At 69.3% G+C, this 24128-nt stretch carries 21 protein-coding genes and 1 pseudogene; 18 read left to right on the top strand and 4 right to left on the bottom strand.

The window, feature by feature from the left end; genetic code table 11:
* Nucleotides 1–20: 20 nt before the first annotated feature.
* Nucleotides 21–956, bottom strand: a complete 936-nt coding sequence (locus tag JWP60_RS25910; protein WP_299798239.1) for a LysR family transcriptional regulator — start codon at nucleotides 954–956, stop codon at nucleotides 21–23.
* A 153-nt stretch (nucleotides 957–1109) separates the two neighbouring features.
* Between JWP60_RS25910 and JWP60_RS25905 the strand changes: the two genes are divergently transcribed.
* The 4 genes from JWP60_RS25905 (at nucleotide 1110) to JWP60_RS25890 (ending at nucleotide 6142) form a co-directional block, all read left to right on the top strand.
* On the top strand, nucleotides 1110–2651 hold the full coding sequence (locus JWP60_RS25905) for a CoA-acylating methylmalonate-semialdehyde dehydrogenase (RefSeq protein WP_299798237.1): 1542 nt from the start codon (nucleotides 1110–1112) through the stop codon (nucleotides 2649–2651).
* Nucleotides 2652–2818: 167 nt separating this feature from the next.
* A complete protein-coding gene (locus JWP60_RS25900; RefSeq protein WP_299798234.1) occupies nucleotides 2819–4450 on the top strand; it encodes a GMC family oxidoreductase N-terminal domain-containing protein in 1632 nt (543 codons plus the stop codon).
* A gap of 369 nt (nucleotides 4451–4819) precedes the next feature.
* Nucleotides 4820–5578 (top strand): TSUP family transporter, encoded by a 759-nt coding sequence (locus JWP60_RS25895; RefSeq protein ID WP_299798231.1) that lies wholly within the window; start codon nucleotides 4820–4822, stop codon nucleotides 5576–5578.
* A gap of 24 nt (nucleotides 5579–5602) precedes the next feature.
* Nucleotides 5603–6142: a DUF2946 family protein gene (locus JWP60_RS25890; protein ID WP_299798228.1), complete on the top strand. Its 540-nt coding sequence runs from the start codon at nucleotides 5603–5605 to the stop codon at nucleotides 6140–6142.
* 160 nt (nucleotides 6143–6302) lie between these two features.
* On the opposite strand, the gene JWP60_RS25885 is transcribed toward JWP60_RS25890, so the two are convergent.
* Nucleotides 6303–7232, bottom strand: coding sequence for a c-type cytochrome (locus JWP60_RS25885; protein ID WP_299798225.1), 930 nt, complete (start codon nucleotides 7230–7232; stop codon nucleotides 6303–6305).
* Between the two features lie 138 nt (nucleotides 7233–7370).
* On the opposite strand from JWP60_RS25885, the gene JWP60_RS25880 reads away from it, so the two are divergent.
* The 14 genes from JWP60_RS25880 to JWP60_RS25815 all read left to right on the top strand — a co-directional run bounded on the left by JWP60_RS25880 (nucleotide 7371) and on the right by JWP60_RS25815 (nucleotide 21520).
* A complete protein-coding gene (locus tag JWP60_RS25880) occupies nucleotides 7371–8453 on the top strand; it encodes an AbrB family transcriptional regulator (RefSeq protein WP_299798222.1) in 1083 nt (360 codons plus the stop codon).
* A 263-nt stretch (nucleotides 8454–8716) separates the two neighbouring features.
* The gene (locus JWP60_RS25875) at nucleotides 8717–9379 is read left to right on the top strand and encodes a cytochrome c3 family protein (RefSeq protein ID WP_299798219.1); all 663 of its coding nucleotides are present in this window, start codon (nucleotides 8717–8719) and stop codon (nucleotides 9377–9379) included.
* A gap of 5 nt (nucleotides 9380–9384) precedes the next feature.
* A complete protein-coding gene (locus tag JWP60_RS25870; protein ID WP_299798216.1) occupies nucleotides 9385–12183 on the top strand; it encodes a 4Fe-4S dicluster domain-containing protein in 2799 nt (932 codons plus the stop codon).
* Nucleotides 12184–12241: 58 nt separating this feature from the next.
* Nucleotides 12242–13618, top strand: coding sequence for an NrfD/PsrC family molybdoenzyme membrane anchor subunit (gene nrfD, locus JWP60_RS25865; protein WP_299798213.1), 1377 nt, complete (start codon nucleotides 12242–12244; stop codon nucleotides 13616–13618).
* The gene (locus JWP60_RS25860; protein WP_299798210.1) at nucleotides 13615–14145 is read left to right on the top strand and encodes a DUF3341 domain-containing protein; all 531 of its coding nucleotides are present in this window, start codon (nucleotides 13615–13617) and stop codon (nucleotides 14143–14145) included. Before nrfD ends, JWP60_RS25860 begins: the two co-directional genes overlap by 4 nt.
* Entirely contained in the window at nucleotides 14142–14753 is a 612-nt protein-coding gene (locus tag JWP60_RS25855) for a cytochrome c (protein WP_299798207.1), read from the top strand. Before JWP60_RS25860 ends, JWP60_RS25855 begins: the two co-directional genes overlap by 4 nt.
* The gene (locus tag JWP60_RS25850; RefSeq protein WP_299798204.1) at nucleotides 14750–15829 is read left to right on the top strand and encodes a hypothetical protein; all 1080 of its coding nucleotides are present in this window, start codon (nucleotides 14750–14752) and stop codon (nucleotides 15827–15829) included. The genes JWP60_RS25855 and JWP60_RS25850 overlap by 4 nt, the downstream gene beginning before the upstream one ends.
* Nucleotides 15819–16166: a hypothetical protein gene (locus tag JWP60_RS25845; protein ID WP_299798202.1), complete on the top strand. Its 348-nt coding sequence runs from the start codon at nucleotides 15819–15821 to the stop codon at nucleotides 16164–16166. Before JWP60_RS25850 ends, JWP60_RS25845 begins: the two co-directional genes overlap by 11 nt.
* Nucleotides 16163–16975, top strand: coding sequence for a hypothetical protein (locus tag JWP60_RS25840; RefSeq protein ID WP_299798199.1), 813 nt, complete (start codon nucleotides 16163–16165; stop codon nucleotides 16973–16975). The genes JWP60_RS25845 and JWP60_RS25840 overlap by 4 nt, the downstream gene beginning before the upstream one ends.
* Nucleotides 16972–17922, top strand: a complete 951-nt coding sequence (gene coxB, locus JWP60_RS25835) for a cytochrome c oxidase subunit II (protein WP_299798196.1) — start codon at nucleotides 16972–16974, stop codon at nucleotides 17920–17922. Before JWP60_RS25840 ends, coxB begins: the two co-directional genes overlap by 4 nt.
* Complete coding sequence (gene ctaD / locus JWP60_RS25830) at nucleotides 17919–19514, top strand: cytochrome c oxidase subunit I (protein ID WP_299798193.1); 1596 nt, start codon at nucleotides 17919–17921, stop codon at nucleotides 19512–19514. The genes coxB and ctaD overlap by 4 nt, the downstream gene beginning before the upstream one ends.
* 58 nt (nucleotides 19515–19572) lie before the next feature.
* A complete protein-coding gene (locus JWP60_RS25825; protein ID WP_299798189.1) occupies nucleotides 19573–20193 on the top strand; it encodes a cytochrome c oxidase subunit 3 in 621 nt (206 codons plus the stop codon).
* Nucleotides 20190–20522 carry a cytochrome C oxidase subunit IV family protein gene (locus JWP60_RS25820; protein WP_299798186.1) on the top strand — a complete coding sequence of 111 codons (333 nt, stop codon included), beginning with the start codon at nucleotides 20190–20192 and terminating at the stop codon, nucleotides 20520–20522. The genes JWP60_RS25825 and JWP60_RS25820 overlap by 4 nt, the downstream gene beginning before the upstream one ends.
* Nucleotides 20519–21520 carry an SDR family oxidoreductase gene (locus JWP60_RS25815; RefSeq protein WP_299798183.1) on the top strand — a complete coding sequence of 334 codons (1002 nt, stop codon included), beginning with the start codon at nucleotides 20519–20521 and terminating at the stop codon, nucleotides 21518–21520. The genes JWP60_RS25820 and JWP60_RS25815 overlap by 4 nt, the downstream gene beginning before the upstream one ends.
* 165 nt (nucleotides 21521–21685) lie before the next feature.
* Here the strand turns inward: JWP60_RS25815 and JWP60_RS25810 are convergent, their stop codons facing one another.
* Both JWP60_RS25810 and JWP60_RS25805 read right to left on the bottom strand, forming a co-directional pair.
* Entirely contained in the window at nucleotides 21686–23482 is a 1797-nt protein-coding gene (locus JWP60_RS25810) for a thiamine pyrophosphate-requiring protein (RefSeq protein WP_299798180.1), read from the bottom strand.
* 149 nt (nucleotides 23483–23631) lie between these two features.
* Nucleotides 23632–24128, bottom strand: a pseudogene (locus JWP60_RS25805) (AMP-binding protein); the annotation flags it as partial.

Here is a 24128-nt window from a genome sequence, read left to right as displayed (position 1 = left end):
GGTCGCTGCGCGAACCCAGCCTACACGCGGAAGCCCTGCGCGAACACCGCCTTCAGGTGATCCACGAAGCACTGCACCGCCCGCGGCACCTGCGGCGCCCACGGGCGGATCGCGTAGATCGAATCGCCGAAGAAGCCCAGCGGCCGCCACTCGGGCAGCACCGGCACAAGTTGCCTCGGCCCCAGATGCATCGTCGCACTGAAATCCGGCAGCAGCCCGACGCCCAGGCCACCCAGCACGGCGTCGCGCAGCACCTCGCTGTTGTTCGCGCGCAAGGGCCCGTCGACCGCGACCACCGCCCGCTCCGCCTTGCGCCCGCTGCCCCGCTCGAACGACCAGCTCTGCCCCGCCGTGTCGCGCAGATAGAGCAGGCAGGCGTGCTCACTCAGCTCGGAGGGATGCGTCGGCCGCCCGTGACGCCTGAGGTATTCCGCGCTCGCCACCAGCAGGGAGCGCGAGCCGCACAATTGCCAGGCGACATGCGTCTCCGGCGGTGCCTGCGTGTGCCGGATCGCCAGGTCGAAGCCCTCCTGCGGCAGGTTCGCGAGCCGGTCGTTCAGGTCCAGCTCCAGTCGGATCTCGGGGTACTGCTGCAGGAAGGCCGGCAGCGTCGGCGCCACCACCTGCCGCCCGAGCGCCACCGGCGCGGTGACAGGCAGCAATCCGCGGGGATGCCCGGCCAGGTCGCGGATGCCGGCAAAGCTCTGCGCGATGCGTTCGAAGGATGCGCGCGTTTCGTCGGCCAGTTGTTGGCCGGCCTGCGTGAGCGCGACCGAGCGGGTGGTGCGGCGCACCAGCGGCACGCCGGCGGCGCGTTCGAGATCGGCGATGCGCGTGCTGACCGAAGCCTTGGAAATCCCCAGCCGCCGCGCCGCCTGCGTGTAGCTGCGCGTCTCGCCCAGCACGGTCAGCAGGTGCAGGTCGGCGAATTCGGGGGAGGGGGCGGTTTTGGTCATGGCGGATTGTTCATTTTGGCAAACAATGTGATCGGCGGCGGCGGATAGGCAAAAGGCGCGAGCGGGCCTAGACTGGACGGCCGCTTGGTGGGCTGCGCTACCGCGCAGCCCACCTACGAACCCCAACGCAGAAGGCCCAACGCGGAACTCCCCATGAACGCTCCCGACAGCTCCCGCCCCCCCGCCACCCAGACCTGCATCGAACACTGGATCGCCGGCAAGCTCGTGCCGAGCCAGAGCGGCCGGCGCACCGACGTCTTCAATCCCGCCACCGGCCAGGTGAGCGCACGCGTGGCCATGGCCAACGCGGCGGAAGTGGCGCAGGCCGTCGCCTCGGCGCAGGCCGCCTTCCCGGCCTGGGCGGACACGCCGCCGATCCGGCGCGCGCGGGTAATGTTCAAGTTCCTCGAACTGCTGAACCGGCATCGGGACGAACTGGCCCACATGATCACGGCCGAACACGGCAAGGTCTTCACCGATGCGCAGGGCGAAGTCGCGCGCGGCATCGACATCGTGGAGTTCGCCTGCGGCATTCCGCAGCTGCTCAAGGGCGACTACACCGACCAGGTCTCCACCGGCATGGACAACTGGACGCTGCGCCAGCCGCTGGGCGTGGTGGCCGGCATCACCCCCTTCAACTTCCCGGTGATGGTGCCGATGTGGATGTTCCCGGTGGCGATCGCCGCCGGCAACTGCTTCATCCTCAAGCCCAGCCCGCTGGATCCGACGCCCTCCATCCGCATGGCCGAACTGCTCAAGGAAGCGGGCCTGCCCGATGGCGTGTTCAACGTGGTGCAGGGCGACAAGGAAGCGGTCGACGCGCTGCTGGAACACGAGGACGTGAAGGCGATCTCCTTCGTCGGCTCCACCACGATCGCGCAGAAGATCTACGAGACCGGCGCGCGCCACGGCAAGCGCGTGCAGGCGCTGGGTGGTGCCAAGAACCACATGGTCGTGATGCCCGATGCCGACATGGACCAGGCCGTCGACGCGCTGATCGGCGCGGCCTTCGGCTCCGCCGGGGAGCGCTGCATGGCGATCTCGGTGGGCATCCTGGTGGGCGAAGCCGCCGACAGGATCATCGGCAAGCTGGCCGAGCGCACCGCTTCACTGAAAGTGAAAAACGGTGTGGAGCTCGATGCGGAGATGGGTCCGATCGTCAGTTCCGTCGCGCACCAGCGCATCACCGGCTACATCGCGCAGGGCGAGAGCGAAGGCGCGAAGCTGGTGGTCGACGGCCGCAAGTTCGATCGTGCACAGATCGGCGCCGGCTGCGACCAGGGCTTCTGGCTGGGCGGCACGCTGTTCGACGGCGTGACGCCGGACATGAAGATCTACCGCGAGGAGATCTTCGGCCCGGTGCTGGGTTGCGTGCGCGCGAAGGACCTGAAGGAAGCGGTTGACCTGATCAACGCCCACGACTACGGCAACGGCGTCTCCTGCTTCACGCGCGACGGCAACGTGGCCCGCGAATTCAGCCGCCGCGTGCAGGTGGGCATGGTGGGCATCAACGTGCCGATTCCGGTGCCCATGGCCTGGCACGGCTTCGGCGGCTGGAAGAAGAGCCTGTTCGGCGACATGCATGCCTACGGCGAGGAAGGCGTGCGCTTCTACACCAAGCAGAAATCGATCATGCAACGCTGGCCGGAGTCGATCGGCAAGGGCGCGGAGTTCGTGATGCCGACGCCGAACTGAATTCCAGCAACCGGACGCAGAAGGCGCAGAAGTAGCGCAGAAGACGCGGAAGAAGACATTGAAGATTTCTTTGTCTTTTCTGCGCCTTCTGCGTAACTTCCGCGTTTTCTGCGTCCGGTCGTTGGGAGTTCGACGAGCCGCCACAGAGCGCCTGAGGAGACCCGAGATTGAGCGACAACAACTTCGACTACGTCATCATCGGTGCGGGCACGGCGGGGTGCCTGCTGGCCAATCGGCTTTCGGCGGATCCTGCCAAGCGGGTGCTGCTGATCGAGGCGGGCACCAAGGACGACTATCACTGGATCCACATTCCGGTCGGTTATCTCTATTGCATCGGCAACGCACGCACCGACTGGCTGTACTACACCGAGCCGGACGAAGGGCTCAACGGCCGCAAGCTGCGCTATCCCCGCGGCAAGACGCTCGGTGGCTGTTCCAGCATCAACGGCATGATCTACATGCGCGGGCAGGCGCGCGACTACGACGGCTGGGCGCAGGGCATCGGCGATGGCGCCTGGACCTGGGACAACTGCCTGCCCCAGTTCAAGAAGCACGAGGACTACTACAAGGGCGCCGACGACCTGCACGGCACGGGCGGCGAATGGCGCGTGGAGAAGCAGCGCCTGCGCTGGGACGTGCTCGATGCGTTTGCGCAGGCGGCGCAGGAGGCGGGCATCCCGCACAGCGAAGATTTCAACCGCGGCAGCAACGAAGGCGTCGGCTACTTCCAGGTGAACCAGAAGAACGGCTGGCGCTGGAACACGGCCAAGGCCTTCCTACGGCCTGCGTGCTCGGGGCGCGCCAACTTCGAACTCTGGACCGGCGCCCACGTCGCGCGCCTGAACTTCGAGACGCGGCCGGATGGCGTCCAGCGTTGCACCGGCGCGCAGGTGTGGACCGGCTCGGAGATGGTGCAGGTGCACGCGGCGCGCGAGGTGCTGCTGTGCGCGGGCAGCATCGGCTCGCCGCACCTGCTGCAGCTCTCGGGCATCGGGCCGGCGGGGCTGCTGCAGCAGCATGACATCCCGGTGGTGCACGACCTGCCTGGCGTCGGCGAGAACCTGCAGGACCACCTGCAGATCCGGGCGGTGTTCAAGGTCGATGGCGTCGCCACGCTCAACACGCTGGCCAGCAGCTGGTGGGGCAAGCTGAAGATCGGCATGGAATACGCGCTCAAGCGCAGCGGCCCCATGAGCATGGCGCCTTCGCAGCTCGGCGCCTTCACGCGCAGCTCGCCGGACCAGCCCGAGCCCAATCTCGAATACCACGTGCAGCCCCTGAGCCTCGATGCGTTCGGCGAGCCGCTGCACAGCTTCAACGCGTTCACGGCGAGCGTCTGCAATCTCAATCCCACCAGCCGCGGCTGGGTGCGCATCCGCAGCAACAGGTTCGCCGATGCGCCGGCGATCGCCACCAACTATCTCAGCACGCCGGAAGACCGGCGGGTGGCCGCCGACTCGCTGCGCGTCACGCGCCGGATCGCGGCGCAACCGGCGCTGGCCCGCTATCAGCCGCAGGAGTGGCGGCCGGGCCCGCAGTACCAGAGCGACGAGGACCTGGCACGGCTGGCGGGCGACATCGCCACCACCATCTTCCACCCGGTGGGCACGACGCGGATGGGCCGCGCTGACGATCCGCGCGCGGTGCTCGATGGCCGCATGCGCGTGCGCGGCGTGGCCGGCCTGCGCGTGGTGGATGCCGGCGCGATGCCCACCATCACCAGCGGCAACACCAATTCGCCGACGCTGATGATGGCGGAGAAGGCCGCCGAGTGGATCGCGCAGGACGCGCGCTGCTGATTTCGGTTGGGCGCCTGGCTTGCTTCGGCATCTCAGCGCAGAAGGCGCCCGTCGGCCCCGCACCACACGGGACCGCGTGGTGCAGTCGAAGGTATCAATGGGGGCGCGCCATGCACGGCTTCGGGCAGTCGAACGAGCCGGGAAAGTCCCGATGCCCCAACCGTGTGCATGCGGTTAGAGTTCATGCACTCGCGTTGCTCCCCGGAGCGACAGGACGAGGGACCGAGGAGACAAACCCCCGAAGAATTCGAACAGGCGGCACTGCAAAGCAGGCCGCGCGACCCCTCTCGAAAGCGCCGCACTCGCGGCGCTTTTTTTTGGGGCGCGGGACGGGCGGGCGCCTCTTGCCCGGATGCGACAATCCCGCCAATGGAGTTGTTGCTGGTTTCCCTGGCGTCCGTGCTGGCCGGGTTTGTCGATGCGATCGTGGGGGGTGGCGGCCTCATCCTGGTGCCTGCGCTGTTCGCGGTGTTCCCCACCACCCACCCCGCCACGCTGTTCGGCACCAACAAGAGCGCCTCCATCTGGGGCACCGCCATTGCGGCGCGCCAGTTCAGCCGCAGGGTCGAGATGCACTGGCCCAGCCTGCTGCCGGCCGCGGCCACGGGCTTTTGCGGCGGCTTTGCCGGGGCCTGGGCAGTCACCGCGATTTCGCCCGACATCCTGCGCAAGCTGCTGCCCATCGTGCTGCTCGCCGTGCTGCTCTATACGCTGGCACGCAAGGATCTCGGCCGCGATCACGCGCCGCGCCTGTTCGGCCAGGCACGGACACTGACGGCGTGCGGCATCGGACTGGTGCTGGGCTTCTACGACGGCTTCTTCGGCCCGGGCACCGGCAGCTTCTTCGTCTTCCTGTTCGTGCGGGTACTGGGCTACGACTTCCTGCATGCGTCGGCCGCGGCCAAGCTGCTGAACACGGCCACCAACCTGGCCGCCCTGATCCTGTTCGCGTTCAAGGGTCACGTCTGGTGGCAGTACGCGCTGACGCTGGCGATCGCCAATGTGATCGGCAGCCTGCTGGGCACGCACCTGGCGCTCAAGCATGGCGCCTCCTTCGTGCGCGGCGTCTTCATCTTCGTGGTCAGCGCGCTGATCCTCAAGACGGGTTACGACGCCTTCCTGCACTGACACGCGGCGGCCGATAATCGCGCGATGGACGACATCGTGCGCCAGGCGATGGCCAAGTGGCCCAACGTGCCGCATTGCTACGGCTGGCTCGGCCTGGACGAGCGCGGCAACTGGTACATGCGCGACGACCGCACCCAGGCGGCCGGTGCCTTTGCGCAGGCCAAGGGCTCGCTGCTGCGGCACGAGAAGCTGATCGACTTCATCCATCGCAACTACGACCGCGACGAGGGCGGCCAGTGGTTCTTCCAGAACGGGCCGCAGCGCGTATACGTCGAACTGCAGGCGACGCCCTGGGTGTGGCGCCTGGCCGCTGGCGATGGCGTGACCAGTCACACGGGCCGACCCGCGCAGGTGCGCGCCTGCTTCACCGACGAAACGGGTCGCCTCTATCTCGACACCGACCTGGGCATCGGCATCGTGCACACGCAGGACGTCGTGCAGGCGGTGGAGGCCGTGGAGTCGGGGCGCTGGACGCCGCAGGAACTGCGCGGTGCGGACTTGCCCACGCGCTTCGCGTTCGTGCCGAGTCCGGTGGCGGGGCGGAGGGCGAGCCCCGCGGCCTGAGGTGGGCGCGACGCCTGCGGATGTCAGTGCGGGCTTGACCCGCAATCGATGCGGCGCTTGAACAGACACCGTCGTGGATCCCGGGTCGAGCCCGGGATGACATCCGAAAACAAGGCGACAAAGCCGGCGCGAGCCGGCTTTGTCTTGGCGCGCGACGCGCTTACTTCGCCGCGTTCACCATGTAGTCGACCGCCGCCATCACGTCGGCATCGGGGGCGCTGCTGCCACCCTTGGGCGGCATCGCGCCCTTGCCGTGCAAAGCGCTGTTGTGCAACGTGTTCAGGCCTTGCGCGATCCGCGGCGCCCAGGCGGCCTTGTCGCCGAACTTCGGTGCGCCAGCGACACCGGCCGCGTGGCAGGCGATGCAGATTTGCTGATACGTTGCCTGGCCGTTGCCGCTCGCAGCGGCGGGGGCCGCCGCCGCTGCCGGGGCAGCGGCCACGACCGCGGTGGTCGCAGCGGCCGGCGCTGCAGCGGCAGCTGCTGCGGGAGCAGCAGCAGGCGCCGCGCCGGCAGCCGCCACCGGAGTGACAGCGGGGGCAGCACCAGCCTCCGGAGCAGCAGGCGCGGCGGGCTCGGGGAACTTGGCGCCACCGGCATCGGCCATGTAGGCCACGGCACGGGACACTTCGAGGTCGCTGAACTCGCCGCCGCCTTGCGCGGGCATGGCGCCCTTGCCATGCAGCGCCGAGTTCACCAGCGCGTCGAAGCCGGTCTTGATGCGATTGGCCCAGGCGCCGGCATCGCCGAAGTTGGGCGAACCGGCGGCGCCGGTGCTGTGGCAGGTGGTGCACTGCGCCTTGAACACCTGTTCGCCCGTGCGCTGCGGCCGGTTCGGATCCATGATCACCACGGTGCCGACCTTGCGGATGCGCTCGTTGACGCCGCGCTCCAGGTCCTGCGCGGTCAGGCCACCCAGCACGTACTTCTCGACTTCGTTGGTGCCGGCCGGCTTGTTCTCGGAGGTCACGTAGGCCACCAGCGCGATGATGATCAACACGGGAGCGACGAAGGCAAACAGCACCGTGACCAGGAGTTGTTTGGGGGTCTTGATCGGGCCGGTGTGGGCTTCTTCCAGCGTGTCGCTCATGGCGTCCTCTAGTGAATTCGCATTTTCAGGATCAACCGAAGATTATATCCAGCGGCCCTGTGCGTCCCGGCCGGTGCACACGCGGCGAGCCTGCGCCCACTCTGCCCGGATAATCGCCCTGCAATCCCCGCCCCGCGCATGTCCCTCACGCCCACCCGACAACAACTCCGCTGGGCCTTCCTGCTCGCACTGTCCCTCCTGCTGTCGGCGCTGTTCGACGCCATCGGCCTGCCGGCCGGTCGCCTGCTCGGGCCGATGGTGGCCGCGATCGCTCTGGCGGTCTCGGGCCGCGACGTGCGCCTGCCCGGCACGGCCTTCGTTGCCGCACAGGGCATGGTCGGTTGCCTGATTGCGCGCGGCGTGCCGGCCTCGATCGGCTCCACGCTGCTGGCGCACTGGCCGTCGTTCCTCGCGGGGGTCATTGCCGTCACGGTGCTGGCCAACGCGCTGGGCTGGCTGCTTTCGCGCTGGAACGTGTTCCCCGGCGACACGGCGATCTGGGGCTCGGCACCCGGCGGCGCCTCGGCGATGATGATCATGGCGGAGGCGCACGGGGCCGACGTGCGCCTGGTGGCCTTCATGCAATACCTGCGCGTGGTGTGCGTGACCTTCACCGCCTCGCTGGTGTCTCACTGGTGGGTCAGCAAGGCCGGCGGCACGCTGCCGCACCTGGTGCCACCCGCGCATGGATTGCTGCTGCCTCCCGCCAGCTGGCCGGGCCTGCTCGCCACCTTGCTGGTCGGCCTGGGCGGCGCGGCCATCGGCGTGCGCCTGCGGCTGCCGGCCGGCGGCCTGCTGCTGCCGATGATTGCCGGCATCGTGCTGCAGGACGTGTTCGGCATCCCGATCGAACTGCCGCCGCTCCTGCTGGCCGTTGCCTACGCCATCGTGGGCTGGACCATCGGCATGCGCTTCAACCGGCAGGTGCTGATCGTCACGGCGCGCTCGCTGCACAAGGTGCTGGCTTCGGTGCTCACGCTGATCCTGCTGTGCGGCGCCTTCGGGGCGGCGCTGGTGCATTGGGCGCACATCGATCCGCTGACGGCCTACCTCGCCACCAGCCCCGGCGGCGCCGACTCGGTGGCGATCATCGCGGCCTCGTCGCCGGTGGACGTGCCCTTCGTGTTGACGATGCAGGTGCTGCGCATGCTCTTCGTGATGGCCACCGGGCCAGCCATTGCCCGCCTGCTGGCGCGGCAGATCCAGCGGTCCGCGCAGTAGGCGTGCGGCTGCTGCCCGTGCGCTACCAGGGCACGCCCGCGCGACGAAGCGCTGGGCCAAGGTGATCCGCGACGCCGGCATCGTGGCGCGGTAAGGGCCCCGTCAGCCAAAGCCCGCGGGCATAGCTCTTCAGGCCTTGCGCTTGTCCCTCGCTCACGCCGTTTCCGCCCCACGGCAGAGACGGTCGGTGATAGATTTCCGGCAAATGAAACCGACCGGTCGTGTCACGACGGCGCAAGCGCAACGCGCACGGTGCTGAGACGATGCCGCGCAGCGCCCACGAACAGGTCTTCAGCGAGCGGCTCGTGCTCGGCATCCGGCTGGCCGTGCTGGCGCTGTTTCTCGGCTTCCCCGCGCTGCTGGCGCTGGGCGTCTGGCGAGAGAGTTCGGTGCAGGAGATCGGCGGGCCGGTGCAGCAGCCGATTCCCTTCAGCCACAAGCACCACGTCGGCGACAACGGCATCGACTGCCGGTACTGCCACACCGGCGTCGAGACCGATCGCCATGCCGGCCTGCCCGGCACCAGCATCTGCCTGACCTGCCACTCGCAGCTGTACCCGGACGCCGACGTGCTCAAGCCCCTGCACGAAAGCGCGCGCACCGGCATCCCGATCGCGTGGCAGCGCGTGCACACCTTGCCCGACTTCGTGTTCTTCGACCACAGCGTGCACGTCGCCAAGGGCGTCGCCTGCTACGAGTGTCACGGCCGCATCGACCAGATGCCGCTCACCTGGCGCGCGCAGCCCCTGCAGATGCAATGGTGCCTGGGCTGCCACCGCGACCCGGCGCCGCACCTGCATGCGCACGAGGACGTGTTCCGCATGCCGCCGGGCCCGGTGTCGGCGCGTGAGTCGCAGGAGCTCACGCAACTGATGCACCTGGAAAGCCGCCAGCGCCTGACCGACTGCTCCACCTGCCACCGGTGACGCCCATGGACGAACAGCCCCTCGTGTTCCACGCCGCCGCACCGCCGGGCGTCACACGCCGGCGCGCGCTGGCGTGGATGGCTGCATCGGCGGCCCTGGCCAATGCCGGCTGCACGCCGCAGCCGCGCGAGCGTATCCATCCCTGGGTACAGATGCCGGAAGCGCGCGGCGCCTCCGATGCGCTGTATTACGCGAGCGCCGTGCTGCGCGAGGGGCACGCGCAGGGCGTGCTGGTCGGCACGCGCGAGGGGCGCCCCATCAAGATCGAGGGCAACCCGGCGCATCCCTCCAGCCTGGGCGCCACCGATCCCTTTGCGCAGGGCGCGGTGCTGGACCTGTGGGACCCGGACCGCTCGCAGTCCGTGATGCAGCGGCTGGCCGCCGCCGGCGAGCCCACGCGCAGCCGGGCGGCCGCGGCATCGAGCTGGGATGCGTTCACTGCCGCCTGGCGCGACGAGGCGCCCCGCTTGCGCGCCACTCGCGGCGAAGGCTTGCGGCTGCTGACCGGGCCGATCACCTCGCCGACGCTGCGCGCGCAGATCGCCCGCTGGCTCGCGGCCCTGCCGCAGGCGGGCTGGCATCAGCATGCGCCGCTGCACAACGCGGCGGCCGAGGCCGGCGCGCGCACTGCCTTCGGACAAGCCGTGCAGGTGCTCGCGCGCATGGACAAGGCGCGCTGCATTGCGGCGCTGGGCGCGGATCCCTTCAGCGACGGGCCGGGCTGCGTGCGCCACGCCGCGGACTGGGCTGCCGCCCGCGCGGCGCAGCGCGCACCCACGCTGTTCGCGGCAGAGGTTGCGCCCGGCCTGTTCGGTGCGCGGGCGGATCGGCGCGTTGCGCTGGCGCCGGCGCAGCTCGACGAAGTGGTGCAGGTGCTGGCCGCTTCGCTGCTCGGCACACCGACCGCGGGCACGATCTCGCCGGCGGCGCTTGCGTTCGGCAACGAACTCGCCGCGGCCCTGCGCGCGGCCGGCCCCGACAGTCTGCTGCTCGCCGGCGACTGCCTCTCCCCCGCCAGTCATGCCACCGTGCACGCCTTGCACCAGCGCCTGGGCGCGGTCGGCCGCACCCTCGACTTGCTGCCGCCGCTGGCGATGGCGAAGGAGGCCGCCAGCCTGGGCGAGCTGGTGGATGCGATGCGCCTGGGCGTCGTCGATACGCTGGTGATGCTCGATGCCAATCCGGGCTACGACGCACCCGCGGCGCTCGCCTTCGAGCGCGCACTGCAGGAGGTGCGCTTCACGGTCCACGCGGGCAGTTGGCGTGACGAGACCGCGCGCGCCTGCGGCTGGCACCTGCCGATCTCGCACACCTGCGAGCACTGGAGCGATGCGCTCGCGCACGACGGCAGCGCCACCTTGCTGCAGCCGGCGATCGCGCCGCTGTACGACACGCGCTCGCCGCATCAAGTGCTGGCGCTGCTGGCGCAGGACGACGAGCGCGATGGCTACCGCATCGTGCAGGCGAGCTGGCGCGCGCAATGGGGTGGCGACTTCGACGCGCGCTGGCGCGCCAGCCTGCAGCGCGGCGTGGTCGAGGGCAGCGCGATGGCGCCGCTCTCGCTGCCGCCGGCGACCGCGCCGCCCTCCGTGGCACCGGCCGCATCGGCTGCATTGATCGCCGTGTTCAGCGCCGACCCGTCCACCCTCGATGGGCGCCACGCCAACAACGGCTGGCTGCAGGAACTGCCGCGGCCCTTTGGCAAGTACACCTGGGACAACGCCCTGTTGCTCGGCCCTCGCACCGCCGCGGCCGCGGGCGTGAGCACCGGCGACCGCGTGCGCGTGACCGAGGGCGACCGCAGCGTCGAGGCCCCCGTGTGGATCGAGCCGCTGCACGCGGAAGGCGCGCTGACCCTGCCACTGGGCTACGGCCGGCGGTCGGCGGGGCGTGTGGGCAACGGCGTCGGTTTCGACGCCTACCGCCTGCGGCCGATCGGTTCGGGCCTGGTGCCCGTGCGCCTCGAACGGATCGGTGGCCGACACGATTTCGCGCTGACGCAGAACACGCAGGATCCAGCCGGTCGCGAGCCGGCGCGCACGCTGCCCGCGGGCCGGCGCACCGAGGCCAAGTCGCTGGCGTCGCTCTATCCGCCCAGCCCGCAAGGCGAGCATGCCTGGGCGATGGTGATCGACCTCGATGCCTGCATCGGCTGCAACGCCTGCACCATCGCCTGCCAGGCGGAGAACAACATCCCGGTGGTGGGCAAGGAGGAAGTCGCGCGCGGCCGCGAGATGCACTGGATCCGCGTCGACCGCTACGAGAGCGAGTTGCCGGGAGGCAGCGTGTTCCAGCCGGTGCCCTGCATGCATTGCGAGAAGGCGCCGTGCGAACTGGTGTGCCCGGTCGGCGCGACCATGCACGACAGCGAAGGCCTGAACGTGCAGGTCTACAACCGCTGCATAGGCACGCGCTTTTGCTCCAACAACTGTCCGTACAAGGTGCGGCGCTTCAACTTCCTGCAGTACAGCGACGAGGTGACCGAGTCGCTCAAGGGCCAGCGCAATCCCGAAGTCACGGTGCGCAATCGCGGCGTGATGGAGAAGTGCACCTACTGCCTGCAGCGCATCGCCCGCGGCCGCCAGCAGGCGCAGGCCACCGGCGTGCCGCTGGCCGACGGCGACGTGGTCACTGCCTGCCAGGCTGTCTGCCCGACGCGCGCGATCCATTTCGGCGACCTGCGCAATCCCGCCAGCGAGGTGCGCAAGCTGCGCGAATCGCCGCGCCATTACGTGCTGCTGGAGGAACTGGACACGCAACCGCGCACCACCTATCTCGCCCGCACCGGGGCCAGGAAGGCATGAGCCGCCGGGCCGCCCCAAGGCGAATAGTCCCGCAGCGCGTAGTGCGGGGGGTAGTCGAGTGAGCACGCCGGCCGAGCACACGACCACTTCGCGCGACATCGGTGTGCTGCGCGCGGGCTGGGGCTACGCCAGCATCGGCGACAAGATCAGCGACCTCGTGCTGACGCGGCCGGTGCGCTGGCCCTGGTTGCTGGCCTTTCTCGGCACGCTCGCCGGCACGCTGGTGTTCATCGGCGCGACGACCTACCTGTTCGTCACCGGCGTCGGCATCTGGGGCGTGAACATTCCGGTGGGCTGGGGCTTCGCCATCGCCAACTGCGTCTGGTGGATCGGCATCGGCCATGCGGGGACCTTCATCTCCGCGATCCTGCTGCTGCTGCGCCAGCGCTGGCGCACCTCGATCAACCGCTTCGCCGAGGCGATGACGCTGTTTGCCGCCGCCATGGCCGGCACCTTCCCCATCCTGCACCTGGGACGGCCCTGGTTGTTCTACTACCTGGCGCCTTACCCGAACCGGATGAACCTGTGGCCGCAGTGGCGCAGTCCGCTGGTGTGGGACTTCTTCGCCATCGGCACGTACATCATCGTGTCCTTCCTGTTCTGGTACCTGGGCCTGATTCCCGACCTGGCGACGCTGCGCGACCGCGCGCATGCCCGCTTCAAGCGCATCGTCTTCGGCCTCATGGCCCTCGGCTGGCGCGGTGAGGCCGGCCAGTGGGCGCGGCACCAGACGGCCTACCTCTTGCTGGCCGGCCTCGCCACGCCGCTGGTGGTGTCGGTGCACTCGGTGGTGTCGCTCGACTTCGCGATCGGCAACACGCCGGGTTATCACTCCACGATCTTCCCGCCCTACTTCGTGGCGGGCGCCCTGTTCTCCGGCTTCGCCATGGTGCTGACGCTGGCCATCCCGCTGCGCCGCGCCTTCGACCTCTACGACTTCATCACGGCCGTGCACCTGGACCACGCGGCCAAGGTGCTGCTTGCCACCGGTGCGCTCGTGGCCTATGGCTATGCGAGCGAGATCTTCATGGCCTTCTACAGCGGCGACGAGTACGAGATCGCGATGACGGTGGATCGCTGGACCGGCTTCTATGCACCGGCCTATTGGTCAATGCTCGCCATCAACGTGGCACTGCCGCAGGTGCTGTGGTTCCGGCGCGTGCGGCGCAGCGCGGGGCTGCTGCTGGCCATCAGCCTGCTGATCAACCTGGGCATGTGGATGGAGCGGGTGCTGATCGTCGTGCAGAGCACCTCCCACGACTTCCTGCCTTCCTCCTGGGGCCGCTTCATTCCCACCGCCTGGGACTGGGTGTTCCTGCTCGGTTCGATCAGCACCTTCGCCTGGCTGTTCCTCGTGTTCATCCGCCTGCTGCCGGCCATCTCGATTTCGGAGATGCGGCTGCTCGCGCGCGAGAGCGTGAAGGAGGCGCGATGAGCGAGCCGTCACGTCTCATGGCCGAATTCGCCAGCGCCGACGCCCTGCTGGCCGCGGCGCGTGCCGTGCGCGCCGCGGGCTACCGCCATGCCGAGGCGTATTCGCCGTTCCCGGTCGACGGCCTCGCGGAAGCCCTGGGGAGTGCCCGCAATCGGGTGCCGCTCTTCACCTTCCTCGGTGGCCTCGCGGGCGGCACCGGTGGCTACTTCATGCAGTGGTATTCAGCGGTGATCGACTACCCCGTCAACATCGCCGGCCGGCCGGTGCATAGCTGGCCGATGTTCGTGCCGGTGAGCTTCGAGCTCGCGGTGCTGGGCGCGGCGTTTGCCGCGGTGCTGTCCTTCCTCGTGAGCGCCGGGCTGCCGCGCTTGCGGCATCCGCTGTTCGGCTCACCGGATTTCGACCTCGCCACCCGCAACCGGTTCTTCCTGTGCCTGCGCAGCGACGACGCGGCCTTCCACGCGCAGCAGGCGCGAGCACTGCTGCAGGACCTGCGGCCCATCGCCTGCGTGGAGGTGCAGCCGTGAGCCGACTCCTTGCAAGCTGCGCCTGCGCGTGCCTGCTGCTGGCGGGCTGCGAGCGGCACATGCACGACATGTATCGCCAGCCACGCTACGACCGCGACGAAGCGAGTGCCCTGTTCCCGGACGGCCGCGCCGATCGGCCGGCGCCGGCGGGCGCAGTGCCCGTGGCCGCCGGCACGCTGGCGGCCACCAGCAGCGGCCGCGCCGGTCGCGACCTGCCCACGCAATGGCAGGTCGCCAAGGACAGCGCGCAATTGCCGGCGATCACCAGCACCTTGCTCGCGCGCGGACAGGAGCGCTATGGCATCTACTGCCTGCCCTGCCACAGCCCGGTCGGCGACGGCGACGGCCCGGTGGTGCGCCGCGGCTTCCCGCGGCCTCCCAGCTATCACGAGCAGCGCCTGCGCGACGCACCGGACCGCCACTTCTACGACGTGATCAGCAAGGGCTACGGGATCATGCATTCGTATGGCGACCGGGTGGCGCCGGCGGATCGCTGGGCGATCGTCGCCTACATCCGCGCGCTGCAATTGAGTCAGAACGCGAGCGCGGCGCAATTGCCGCCGGCAGTGCGCGCCAAGCTGTCGGATGGCCCGGGAGGCAAGCGATGAAGCGCGCATCCCTGGCGGGGCTGGTGCTCGTCGCGACAGCGGCGGTCGCCGGTGCGCTGCTCGCTCCGCGCATTCTGCTGGCCGGCTGGCTGGCCGCGTGGTGGTGGGCGCTGGGGCTGATGCTGGGCGCCTTCGTCAATGGCTGGATGAGCCGGCTCACGGGCGGGCGCTGGGGCGAACCCGTGCAGGCTGCCGCGCTCGCGGCGCGCCGCGCGCTGCCTTGGCTGCTGCTGGCGCTGCTACCCTTGGCAGTGGCGCACCGGTGGCTCTATCCCTGGGCCGATCCGGCCAGCGGCTGGCTGCGCGACATCGCGCGGCCCGGCTTCCTGCGCGCCTGGCTGTCGCCCGGCTTCTTCATTGCGCGACTGGTCGTCTATGCCTTGGCCTGGTGGTGGATCACGCAGCCGGCCTCGCTGTTGCACAAGGCACGCGCCGCGGCCTCGCTGATCCTGCACGTGCTGCTCACCTCGCTGGCCGCCGTGGACCTGCTGATGTCACTGGTGCCGGGGTGGTTCAGCACCGCCTTCGGCCTGGTGGTGCTGTCGGCACAGGCGCTCTCGGGTGCGGCGCTGGCGGTGCTGTGGACGCCCGGCGCGCCGGGCGAGGCAACGCACCGGCCCGTGGAGCCCGACGTGCCGGTGAGCCGCGACCTGGGCAACCTGCTGCTGATGTGGGTCATGACCGCGGCCTACCTGGCCTTCATGCAGTTCCTGATCATCTGGTCCGAGAACCTGCCGCGCGAGATCGCCTGGTACGTGCCGCGCCTGCAGACCGGGTGGGCCGGCGTGGGGCTCGCGCTGGTGATCGTGCAACTCGTGTTGCCCTTCCTCGCGCTCCTCATGCGCGGCATCAAGGACCAGCCGCACCGGTTGGTGCGCGTGGCCATGCTGCTGCTGGCCGCCACGGCATTGGACAGCGCCTGGACGGTGCTGCCCTCGGTCGACCCGCACACGCTGCATGGCTGGTGGCTGTTCCCGCTGCTGTTCGCGGGCGCCGCGCTCTTGATGCTTGTGCCCGCAAGGAAATCGCGCGCAGCCTACGCGCCCTCGGAGGGGGAGCTGCAACATGCAGGGTGATGTCTCCGTGCGGCCGCTGCTCTGGGGCGGACTGGCCATCGCTGCCACCGTGCTGGCCGTGATCGGCGGCGTGTTCCTGCTGCTGCACCTATGGGGCATGCCGCCGGATACCAGCCGCGTGCGCCTGCCTTACGACCTGCTGCGGCCCGGCCCGCTGCTGCAAAGCGCGCCGCAACCGGACCTGGCGGGCTACCGCGCCGACCAGCAGCGCCAGCTGGATTCGGCTGCCTGGCTCGATGCGCAGCGCGGCATCGCGCGCATTCCGATTGCCGATGCGATGGCAATGCTGGCCGCTTCGGCGGCCTCGGCGCCGCAGCCAGCCGGAGGCAAGCCTTGATCCGCCTGCTCGCCGCTTTGTTCCTGCTGCTGGCGCTCGGCGCCAGCGCGCAGCCGCTCGCCTTGCCGTCGCCGCCGCAGGCCGGCCTGGTGCAGCGGCCCGGCGCCTTGCTGCCGCTCGACGCGCTCCTGCGCGACGACCTCGGCCAGCCGGTGCGCCTGGGCGACTACTTCCATCCTGGCCAGCCGGTGCTGCTCGTGCCGGCGTACTACCGCTGCACCGAACTGTGCGGGCTGTTGATGCAAGGCCTGCTGCAAGGCCTGCAGCAAAGCGGCCTGCCCCGTTCCGACTGGCGCATCGTCGTCTTCAGCATTGCTCCCGGCGACCAACCGGCCGACGCGCACCGGCGACGCGATCTCGACCTGGCCTATGCCAGCTTCCTCGAAGGCGCACGTGGCACCGACACGCTGCTGCACCTCGACGTGCTGGTTGCCGACGGCGCGCAGTCAAGCCGCATCGCGCAAGCGATCGGCTTGCGCTACCAGGCGCAGCCGCCCTCGTCCGGTGGCGCCGCGGGCGAGATCGCGCATCCGGCCACGGTAATCGTGGCCACGCCTGCCGGCATGGTCGCGCGCTATCTGAACGGCGTGCAATTCACGCCCGAAGAACTGCGCAGCGCGCTGGCGGAGGCCGGCCAGGGACGCATAGGCGGACTCGGCGAGCGCCTGGCGGTCCTGTGCGCGCACTTCGCGCCGAGCGTGGGGCGACACAGCGCCGCGGTGCTGGATGCTGCCCGCGTGGCGGGCCTGCTCACGCTGGCCGGACTCGTGGCCATCGCCTGGCGCCATCAGGTACGGGGCCGGCGATGAACGACACCGACGCCCGCCTGAGCGCCAGCTTCCGGCTGCTGCAGCAAAGCGCCTCCACCATCGCCGGTCGCACCGACCTGCTGTTCACCGCGATGCTGGTGCTGTGCGGCACCATCGCGCTGGCGATCGGCGCGGCCATCGTCTTCTTCTGCGTGCGCTATCGCCACGGCGCGACGGTGCAACGCGGGTGGGTCGGCCGCAAGCTGGGCCTGGAAGTCGCGTGGATCAGCATTCCGCTCGTGCTGTTCATCGGCCTGTTCGTCTGGGCGGGGCACGACTTCGTCGCGCTCTATCGGGTGCCGGACGACGCGCTGCCGGTCTACGTGGTCGCCAAGCAGTGGATGTGGAAACTGCAGCATCGCAACGGCCGGCGCGAAATCAACGAGCTGCACGTGCCGCTCGGCCAGCCGGTGCGGCTGGTGATGACCTCGCAGGACGTGATCCACAGCTTCTTCGTGCCGGCCTTCCGCCTGAAGCAGGACGTGGTGCCGGGCCGCTACACGGGCCTGTGGTTCACGGCTTCGCAGCTGGGCGAGTTCCACCTGTTCTGCGCGGAGTACTGCGGCTCGGAGCACTCGCAGATGGTCGGCCGCATCGTGGTGCTGTCGCCGGCCGACTACGCGCGCTGGCTCGCTGCTGACACCTCCAGCCCCAGCGTCGCGCAATACGGCTTCGCGCTGTTCCGGCAGCTCGGATGCAGCGGCTGCCACGCGGCGGGTTCCACCGTCCATGCACCCTCGCTGGCCGGCCTGCTGGGACGACAGGTGCACCTGCAGGACGGCCGCACCGTCGTGGCGGACGACAACTACGTGCGCGACTCCATTCTGCTGCCGCGCAAGGACGTGGTGGCAGGGTTCGATCCGGTGATGCCCTCCTTTGCCGGGCAGGTGAGCGAAGAGGACATCCAGGCGCTGATCGCCTACCTGCGCGCGGGAGCGATGCGATGACCTATCTCGAAGACGGCCACAGCCTGCGTTCGTGGCTGCTCGCCACCGACCACAAGCGCATCGCCATCCTCTATGCGGTGTCGATCACGCTGTTCTTCTTCGTGGGCGGCGCGGCGGCCACGCTGATCCGGCTGGAGCTGGCCACGCCCGCCGGCGACCTCGTCTCGCACGACACCTACAACAAGCTGTTCACGGCCCACGGGATGATCATGGTCTGGCTGTTCCTGATCCCCTCCATCCCCTCGGTGCTGGGCAACTTCCTGCTGCCGCTGATGATAGGCGCGCGCGACCTCGCCTATCCGCGCCTGAATCTCCTGAGCTGGTACCTCTATCTCGCCGGCGGCTTGACGCTGCTGGCGGCACTGGCGCTGGGCGGCGTCGACACCGGCTGGACCTTCTACACGCCTTACTCCACGATGTTCTCCAACAGCTGGGTGAGCGTGGCGCTGGCCGGCGTGTTCATCACCGGTTTCTCCTCCATCGTCACCGGCCTGAACTTCATCGTCACCGTGCATGCGCAGCGCGTGCCCGGCCTCGGCTGGTTCAAGCTGCCGCTGTTCGTGTGGGCGATCTATGCAACCAGCGTGATCCTGGTGCTGGCCACGCCGGTGCTGGCCATCACCGCGCTGCTGGTGGTCGCCGAACGCCTGCTGCATGTGGGCGTGTTCGATCCGGCTTTCGGCGGCGACCCGCTGCTGTTCCAGCACCTGTTCTGGTTCTATTCCCACCCGGCCGTCTACATCATGGTGCTGCCGGCGATGGGGGTGGTCAGCGAGATCGTGCCCTGCTTCGCGCGCCAGCGCATCTTCGGCTATCGCTTCATGGCCTATGCCATTCTCGGCATCGCCAGCATCGGCTTCCTGGTGTGGGGCCACCACATGTTCGTCAGCGGCCAGTCGGTGACGGCCAGCCTGGTGTTCTCGCTGCTCAGCTTCCTGGTGGCGATTCCCTCGGGCATCAAGGTCTTCAACTGGACGGCCACGCTGTACAAGGGCTCGATCCGCTTCGATGCGCCCATGCTCTATGCACTGGGCTTCGTCGGCCTGTTCACGATCGGCGGCCTCACCGGACTGTTCCTTGCGTCACTGGCGCTGGACGTGCACCTCACCGACACCTACTTCGTGGTCTCGCACTTCCACTACATCATGGTGGGCGGCGCCGTGATGGCCTACTTCGGGGGCCTGCATTTCTGGTGGCCCAAGGCCACCGGCAGGATGTATCCCGAGACCTGGGCGCGCATCGCCGCCGTGATGGTCTTCCTCGGCTTCAACTTCACCTTCTTCCCGCAGTACATCCTGGGCGTGCAGGGCATGCCGCGCAGGTACCACAGCTATCCGCCGGAGTTCCAGGTGCTGAACCTGCTGTCCTCGGCCGGCGCGGTCGTGCTGGCCATCGGCTACCTGCTGCCGCTGTTCTACTTTGCCTGGTCGCTGCGCGCCGGCGCCCGTGCCGGCAGTAATCCCTTCGAGGCCAAGGGCCTGGAGTGGACCACGCCCTCGCCGCCGCCCACGCACAACTTCGACGCCGCGCCGCGGCCGCCCGAGCGCGTCTACGACTACGACCCCACGGTGCCACGGGGGAGTCCCGCATGAGCCGCCGGGCCGCCCCAAGGCGAATAGTCCCGCAGCGCGTAGTGCGGAGGGTAGTCCAGTGAGCGCAGTGCCGGCCACCCTGCCCGCCGAGCGCGGTGCGCCGCCGGCGCTCGGCATGTGGATCTTCATGGCCTCCGAGCTGCTGTTCTTCGGCGGCCTGCTCGCGGCCTACGGATATGCGCGCCTGCATGCGGGGCCGGGCTTTGCGTCGGCCAGCCGGCATACCCACGTGCTGCTCGGCACGCTGAATACAGGCGTGCTTCTCACCAGCAGCGCGCTGATCGCGTCGGCCGTCGCCTGCGTCCACCATGACGGGCATCGACGTTGGACGGCGCGCCTGCTCTGGGCCACCGCCGCCCTCGGTGGCGTGTTCCTCGCCGTCAAGGGCCTGGAGTACGGCATGGAATGGCAGGAGGGGCTGTTCCCCGGCGCCGGCTTCACGCTGCACGAGCCCGGCGCCCAGCTGTTCTTCATGCTCTATTTCACGATGACCGGGCTGCACGCCGTGCACATGCTGTGCGGCATCGCCGCGGTTCTGCTGTTCGCGCGGGCCTGCGCGGCGCGGCGGGGCTGGGCCACGCCGGAACGCGTCGAGGCCGTCGCCCTCTACTGGCACTTCGTCGACCTGGTCTGGATCTTTCTCTATCCCTTGCTGTACCTGGTGGAGCGGCACGCATGAACGATCGCGACTTCCGCCGGCACGTCCGGCACTTGGGCATCGCCTGGCTCGCCTTGATCGCGCTGATGCTGGCCAGCCTGGGCAGTGCCTACCTGCCCCTGGGCATTGGCAACGCGCTGGCCGGCCTGGCCATCGCCGTCGTGAAGTCGGCGATCGTCGTGACGCTGTTCATGGGGCTCGCGCGCGCCGGGGCGCTGCTGCGCATCGTGGCGGCAGTGGCGCTGGCCACCTTCTGCATCCTGCTGGTGCTGGGCGGGCTGGAACAGGCGACCCGTTCCGAACAACCCGCGGCCTTCCAGCAGCCGCAGCAACTGGAGCGACATCCATGAACGAGCACGGCGGCAGGCCGGTGGTGGTGGTGACGGGGGCTTCGGCCGGGATCGGCCGCGCGATCGCGCAGGAGTTCGGCCGGCATGGCTGGCGCGTGGCGCTGCTTGCGCGCGGCGTCGATGGCCTGGCCGGCGCGCGGCGCGAAGTCGAGGAGCTCGGTGGCGAGGCGCTGGAGCTGCCCACCGACGTCGCCGACGAAGACCAGGTCGAAGCGGCAGCCGCCGCGGTCGAAGCGGCGTGGGGAACGATCGATGTCTGGGTCAACGATGCGATGGCGACGATCTTCACCGAGGCGCTGTCGATTCCGCCGGCCGACTTTCGCCGCGCCACCGAGGTCACCTACTTCGGCACGGTGTGGGGCACGCTCGCGGCGCTGCGCCGCATGAAGCCGCGCAACCGCGGGACGATCGTGCAGGTCGGCTCGGCGCTGGCGTATCGCTCGATCCCGCTGCAGGCGCCCTACTGCGGCGCCAAGGCGGCCATCCGCGGCTTCACCGATTCATTGCGCTCCGAGCTCGTGCACGACCGCAGCCGCGTGCACCTGACCATGGTGCAGCTCTCGGCCTTCAACACGCCGCAGTTCGACTGGGGCCGCACGAATCTCACCAAGCGCCCGCGCCCCATGGGCAAGATCTTCCAGCCCGAGCTGGCCGCGCGCGCCGTCTACTTCGCGGCGACGCACAGGCGCCGCGAGCTGTGGGTCGGATGGCCCGCCGTGCAAGCCATTGTCGGCACGAAATTCATTCCCGGCCTGCTCGATGAAATGCTGGGGCGCACCGCCGTCGACGGCCAGCACACCGACGAACCGCTGCCGCCAGGCCGCAAGGACAACCTGTGGGAGCCGGTGCCGGGCGACCACGGCGCGCACGGACGTTTCGACGCGCAGGCGCACGCGGACAGTTCGCAGTTCTGGCTGACCACGCATCGCACGGAGGTGGGGCTCGCGGCACTGGGCTTGGCCGCGGTCGCGGGGCTGCTGTTCGGGCGGCGCGGCTGATCTACGCCGATGGATAGCGGGTCAAGCCCGCAATGACATGCTTCCGGACGTTATCCCGGAGCAGTATTCGGATGTCATCCCGGGCTTGACCCGGGATCCACGCGGCGGTTGATCGAACGCCGTCATGGATTGCGGGTCAAGCCCGCAATGACATCGATTGGCGCTTCACTCCTTGCGCCCGGCCACCAGCCCGTCCCACCACTCCTTGGCCGTGGCGATCACCAACTGCACCGAGTCGGGATCGCCGTGGGCGATGGCCTTGGCATACGACTTCGCCTGCTTGGCTGCGACGTGAGGCGGCAGCGGCGGCACATTGGGGTCGGTCACTACTTCGACCAGCACCGGGCGGTCGGCACGCAGCGCTTCGTCGAACGCGCCGGCGATCGCCTCCGGCTGGTCGACGCGGATTCCGAGCAGGCCCAGGTTGCGCGCGTACTCCGCATACGGGAAGGCGGGCAGCACCTGCGAGTCCTTGAACTTGGGGTCGCCGGACATCACGCGCTGTTCCCAGGTCACCATGTTGAGGTCGCCGTTGTTCAGGACCAGGATCACCAGCCGCGGATCGGACCAGTCGCGCCAGCGATGCGCGATGGTCACCAGGCCGTTGATGCCGATCATCTGCATGGCGCCGTCGCCGCTGATGCCGATCACGACGCGTTCCGGATAGGCCAGTTTCGCCGCCAGCGCATAAGGCACTGCCGGCCCCATCGTGGCCAGGCCGCCGGAGAGCGAGGCTTTCATGCCGCGCCGCACCTTGAGGTCGCGCGCATACCAGAAGGCGGTGCTGCCCGAGTCGCAGGTGAGAATGCAGTTGTCCGGCAGGCGGGGCGACAGCTCCCAGAAGACGCGCTGCGGATTGATCGGGTTGGCAGCGTTCATGGCACGCGCCTGCAGCACGTCCCACCACTGCCGCACTTCCTTCTCGATGGTTTCGCGCCAGCCCCGGTCGGCCTTGCGTTGCAGCAGCGGGATCAGCGCGCGCAGAGTCTCGCGGCTGTCCCCGACCAGGTTGACCTCGGTGGGATAGCGCAGCGCCAGCTTGCGGCCATCGAGATCGATCTGCACGCCGCGCGCCTTGCCTTCGGCCGGCAGGAACTCGGAATAGGGGAAGCTCGTTCCTATCATCAGCAGCGTGTCGCACTGGTTCATCAGCTGCCAGCTCGCTTGCGTGCCGAGCAGGCCGATGGCGCCGGTGACGAAGGGCAGGTCGTCGGGCAAGGCCGCCTTGCCCAGCAGGGCCTTGGCGACCCCGGCACCGAGCAATTCGGCGACCTCGATCACTTCGTCGGTCGCCTCCAGCGCACCGGCGCCGACCAGGATCGCCACCTTGCTGCCGGCGTTCAGCACGTCGGCCGCCGCGTGCAGGCCGGACGCGGAGGGCACCACGCTGCGGCCGGTCCTGCCGATGCCGCTGTGCACGGTGTTGTGTTCGCGCGCGGGCGTCTCCACCGCCTCCAGCTCCTGCAGGTCGTGCGGCACGATGATGCAGGTCACGGTGCGCTGATCGCGCGCGATGCGCACCGCGCGGTCGACCAGGTGGCGGATCTGGTCCGGCACCATCGCGGTCTGGACGAACTCGTGCGCGACGTCCTTGAAGAGGCTCATCAGGTCGACCTCCTGCTGGTAGTCGCCGCCCATCGCGGAGCGCGCCGCTTGCCCCACGATCGCGACCACCGGCTGGTGATCGGCCTTCGCGTCATAGAGGCCGTTGAGCAGGTGGATCGCGCCCGGGCCCGAGGTGGCCATGCACACGCCCACCTCGCCGGTGAACTTCGCATGCGCGCAGGCCATGAAGGCGGCCAGTTCCTCGTGCCGAGCCTGCACGAATTGCATGCGCTCGCCCATGCGGTGGAAAGCGCCCATCAGTCCGTTGATGCCGTCGCCGGGATAGCCGAACACGCGCCGCACACCCCAGGCATGCAGGCGCTCCAGCATCTGGTCGCCAGTCGTTTTCTTGCTCATGCGATTTCTCCAAGGGCCGAGCACGGCGAAGGCCGGTCGGGCAAAAAGTGTGGCGGGCGGGCAGTGCGGCCTCTGTAGGAGGAGGCCAACATGTTTGCCGCAATGCATGGGATGTCATTGCGGGCCTCGCCCGCAATCCGCGACCGCCGTCACACCCCGAAGAAATCTTCCTCGAAGAACTCCAGCGCGCCGCGCGTGCCACCCGCGCGCCGCTCGGCCTCGTTGGCGCGCAGCTCCACCCGGCGGATCTTGCCGGAGATGGTCTTGGGCAGCTCGGCGAACTCGATGCGGCGGATGCGCTTGAAGGTCGGCAGCTGTTCACGCAGGAAGCCAAACAGCTCGCGGGCCACGGCGCGGCCCGGCTCGCATCCCGGCGCCAGCACGATGAAGGCTTTCGGCACAGCCAGCCGCACGGGATCCGGACTGGGCACGACGGCCGCTTCGGCGACGGCAGGATGCGCGATCAGCACGCTCTCCAGTTCGAACGGACTGATGCGGTAGTCGGAAGCCTTGAAGACATCGTCGCTGCGGCCGACGTAGGTGATGTAGCCGTCGGCAGCGCGCGTGGCGATGTCGCCCGTGTGGTAGGCGTTGTCGCGCATCGCTTCGGCCGTGCGCTCGGCGCTGTCGATGTAGCCGTCCATCA

Source organism: Ramlibacter sp. (assembly GCF_028291745.1).
Classification (GTDB): Bacteria; Pseudomonadota; Gammaproteobacteria; order Burkholderiales; family Burkholderiaceae_C; genus Ramlibacter.
This window is presented reverse-complemented; position numbering and strand designations above follow the sequence as displayed.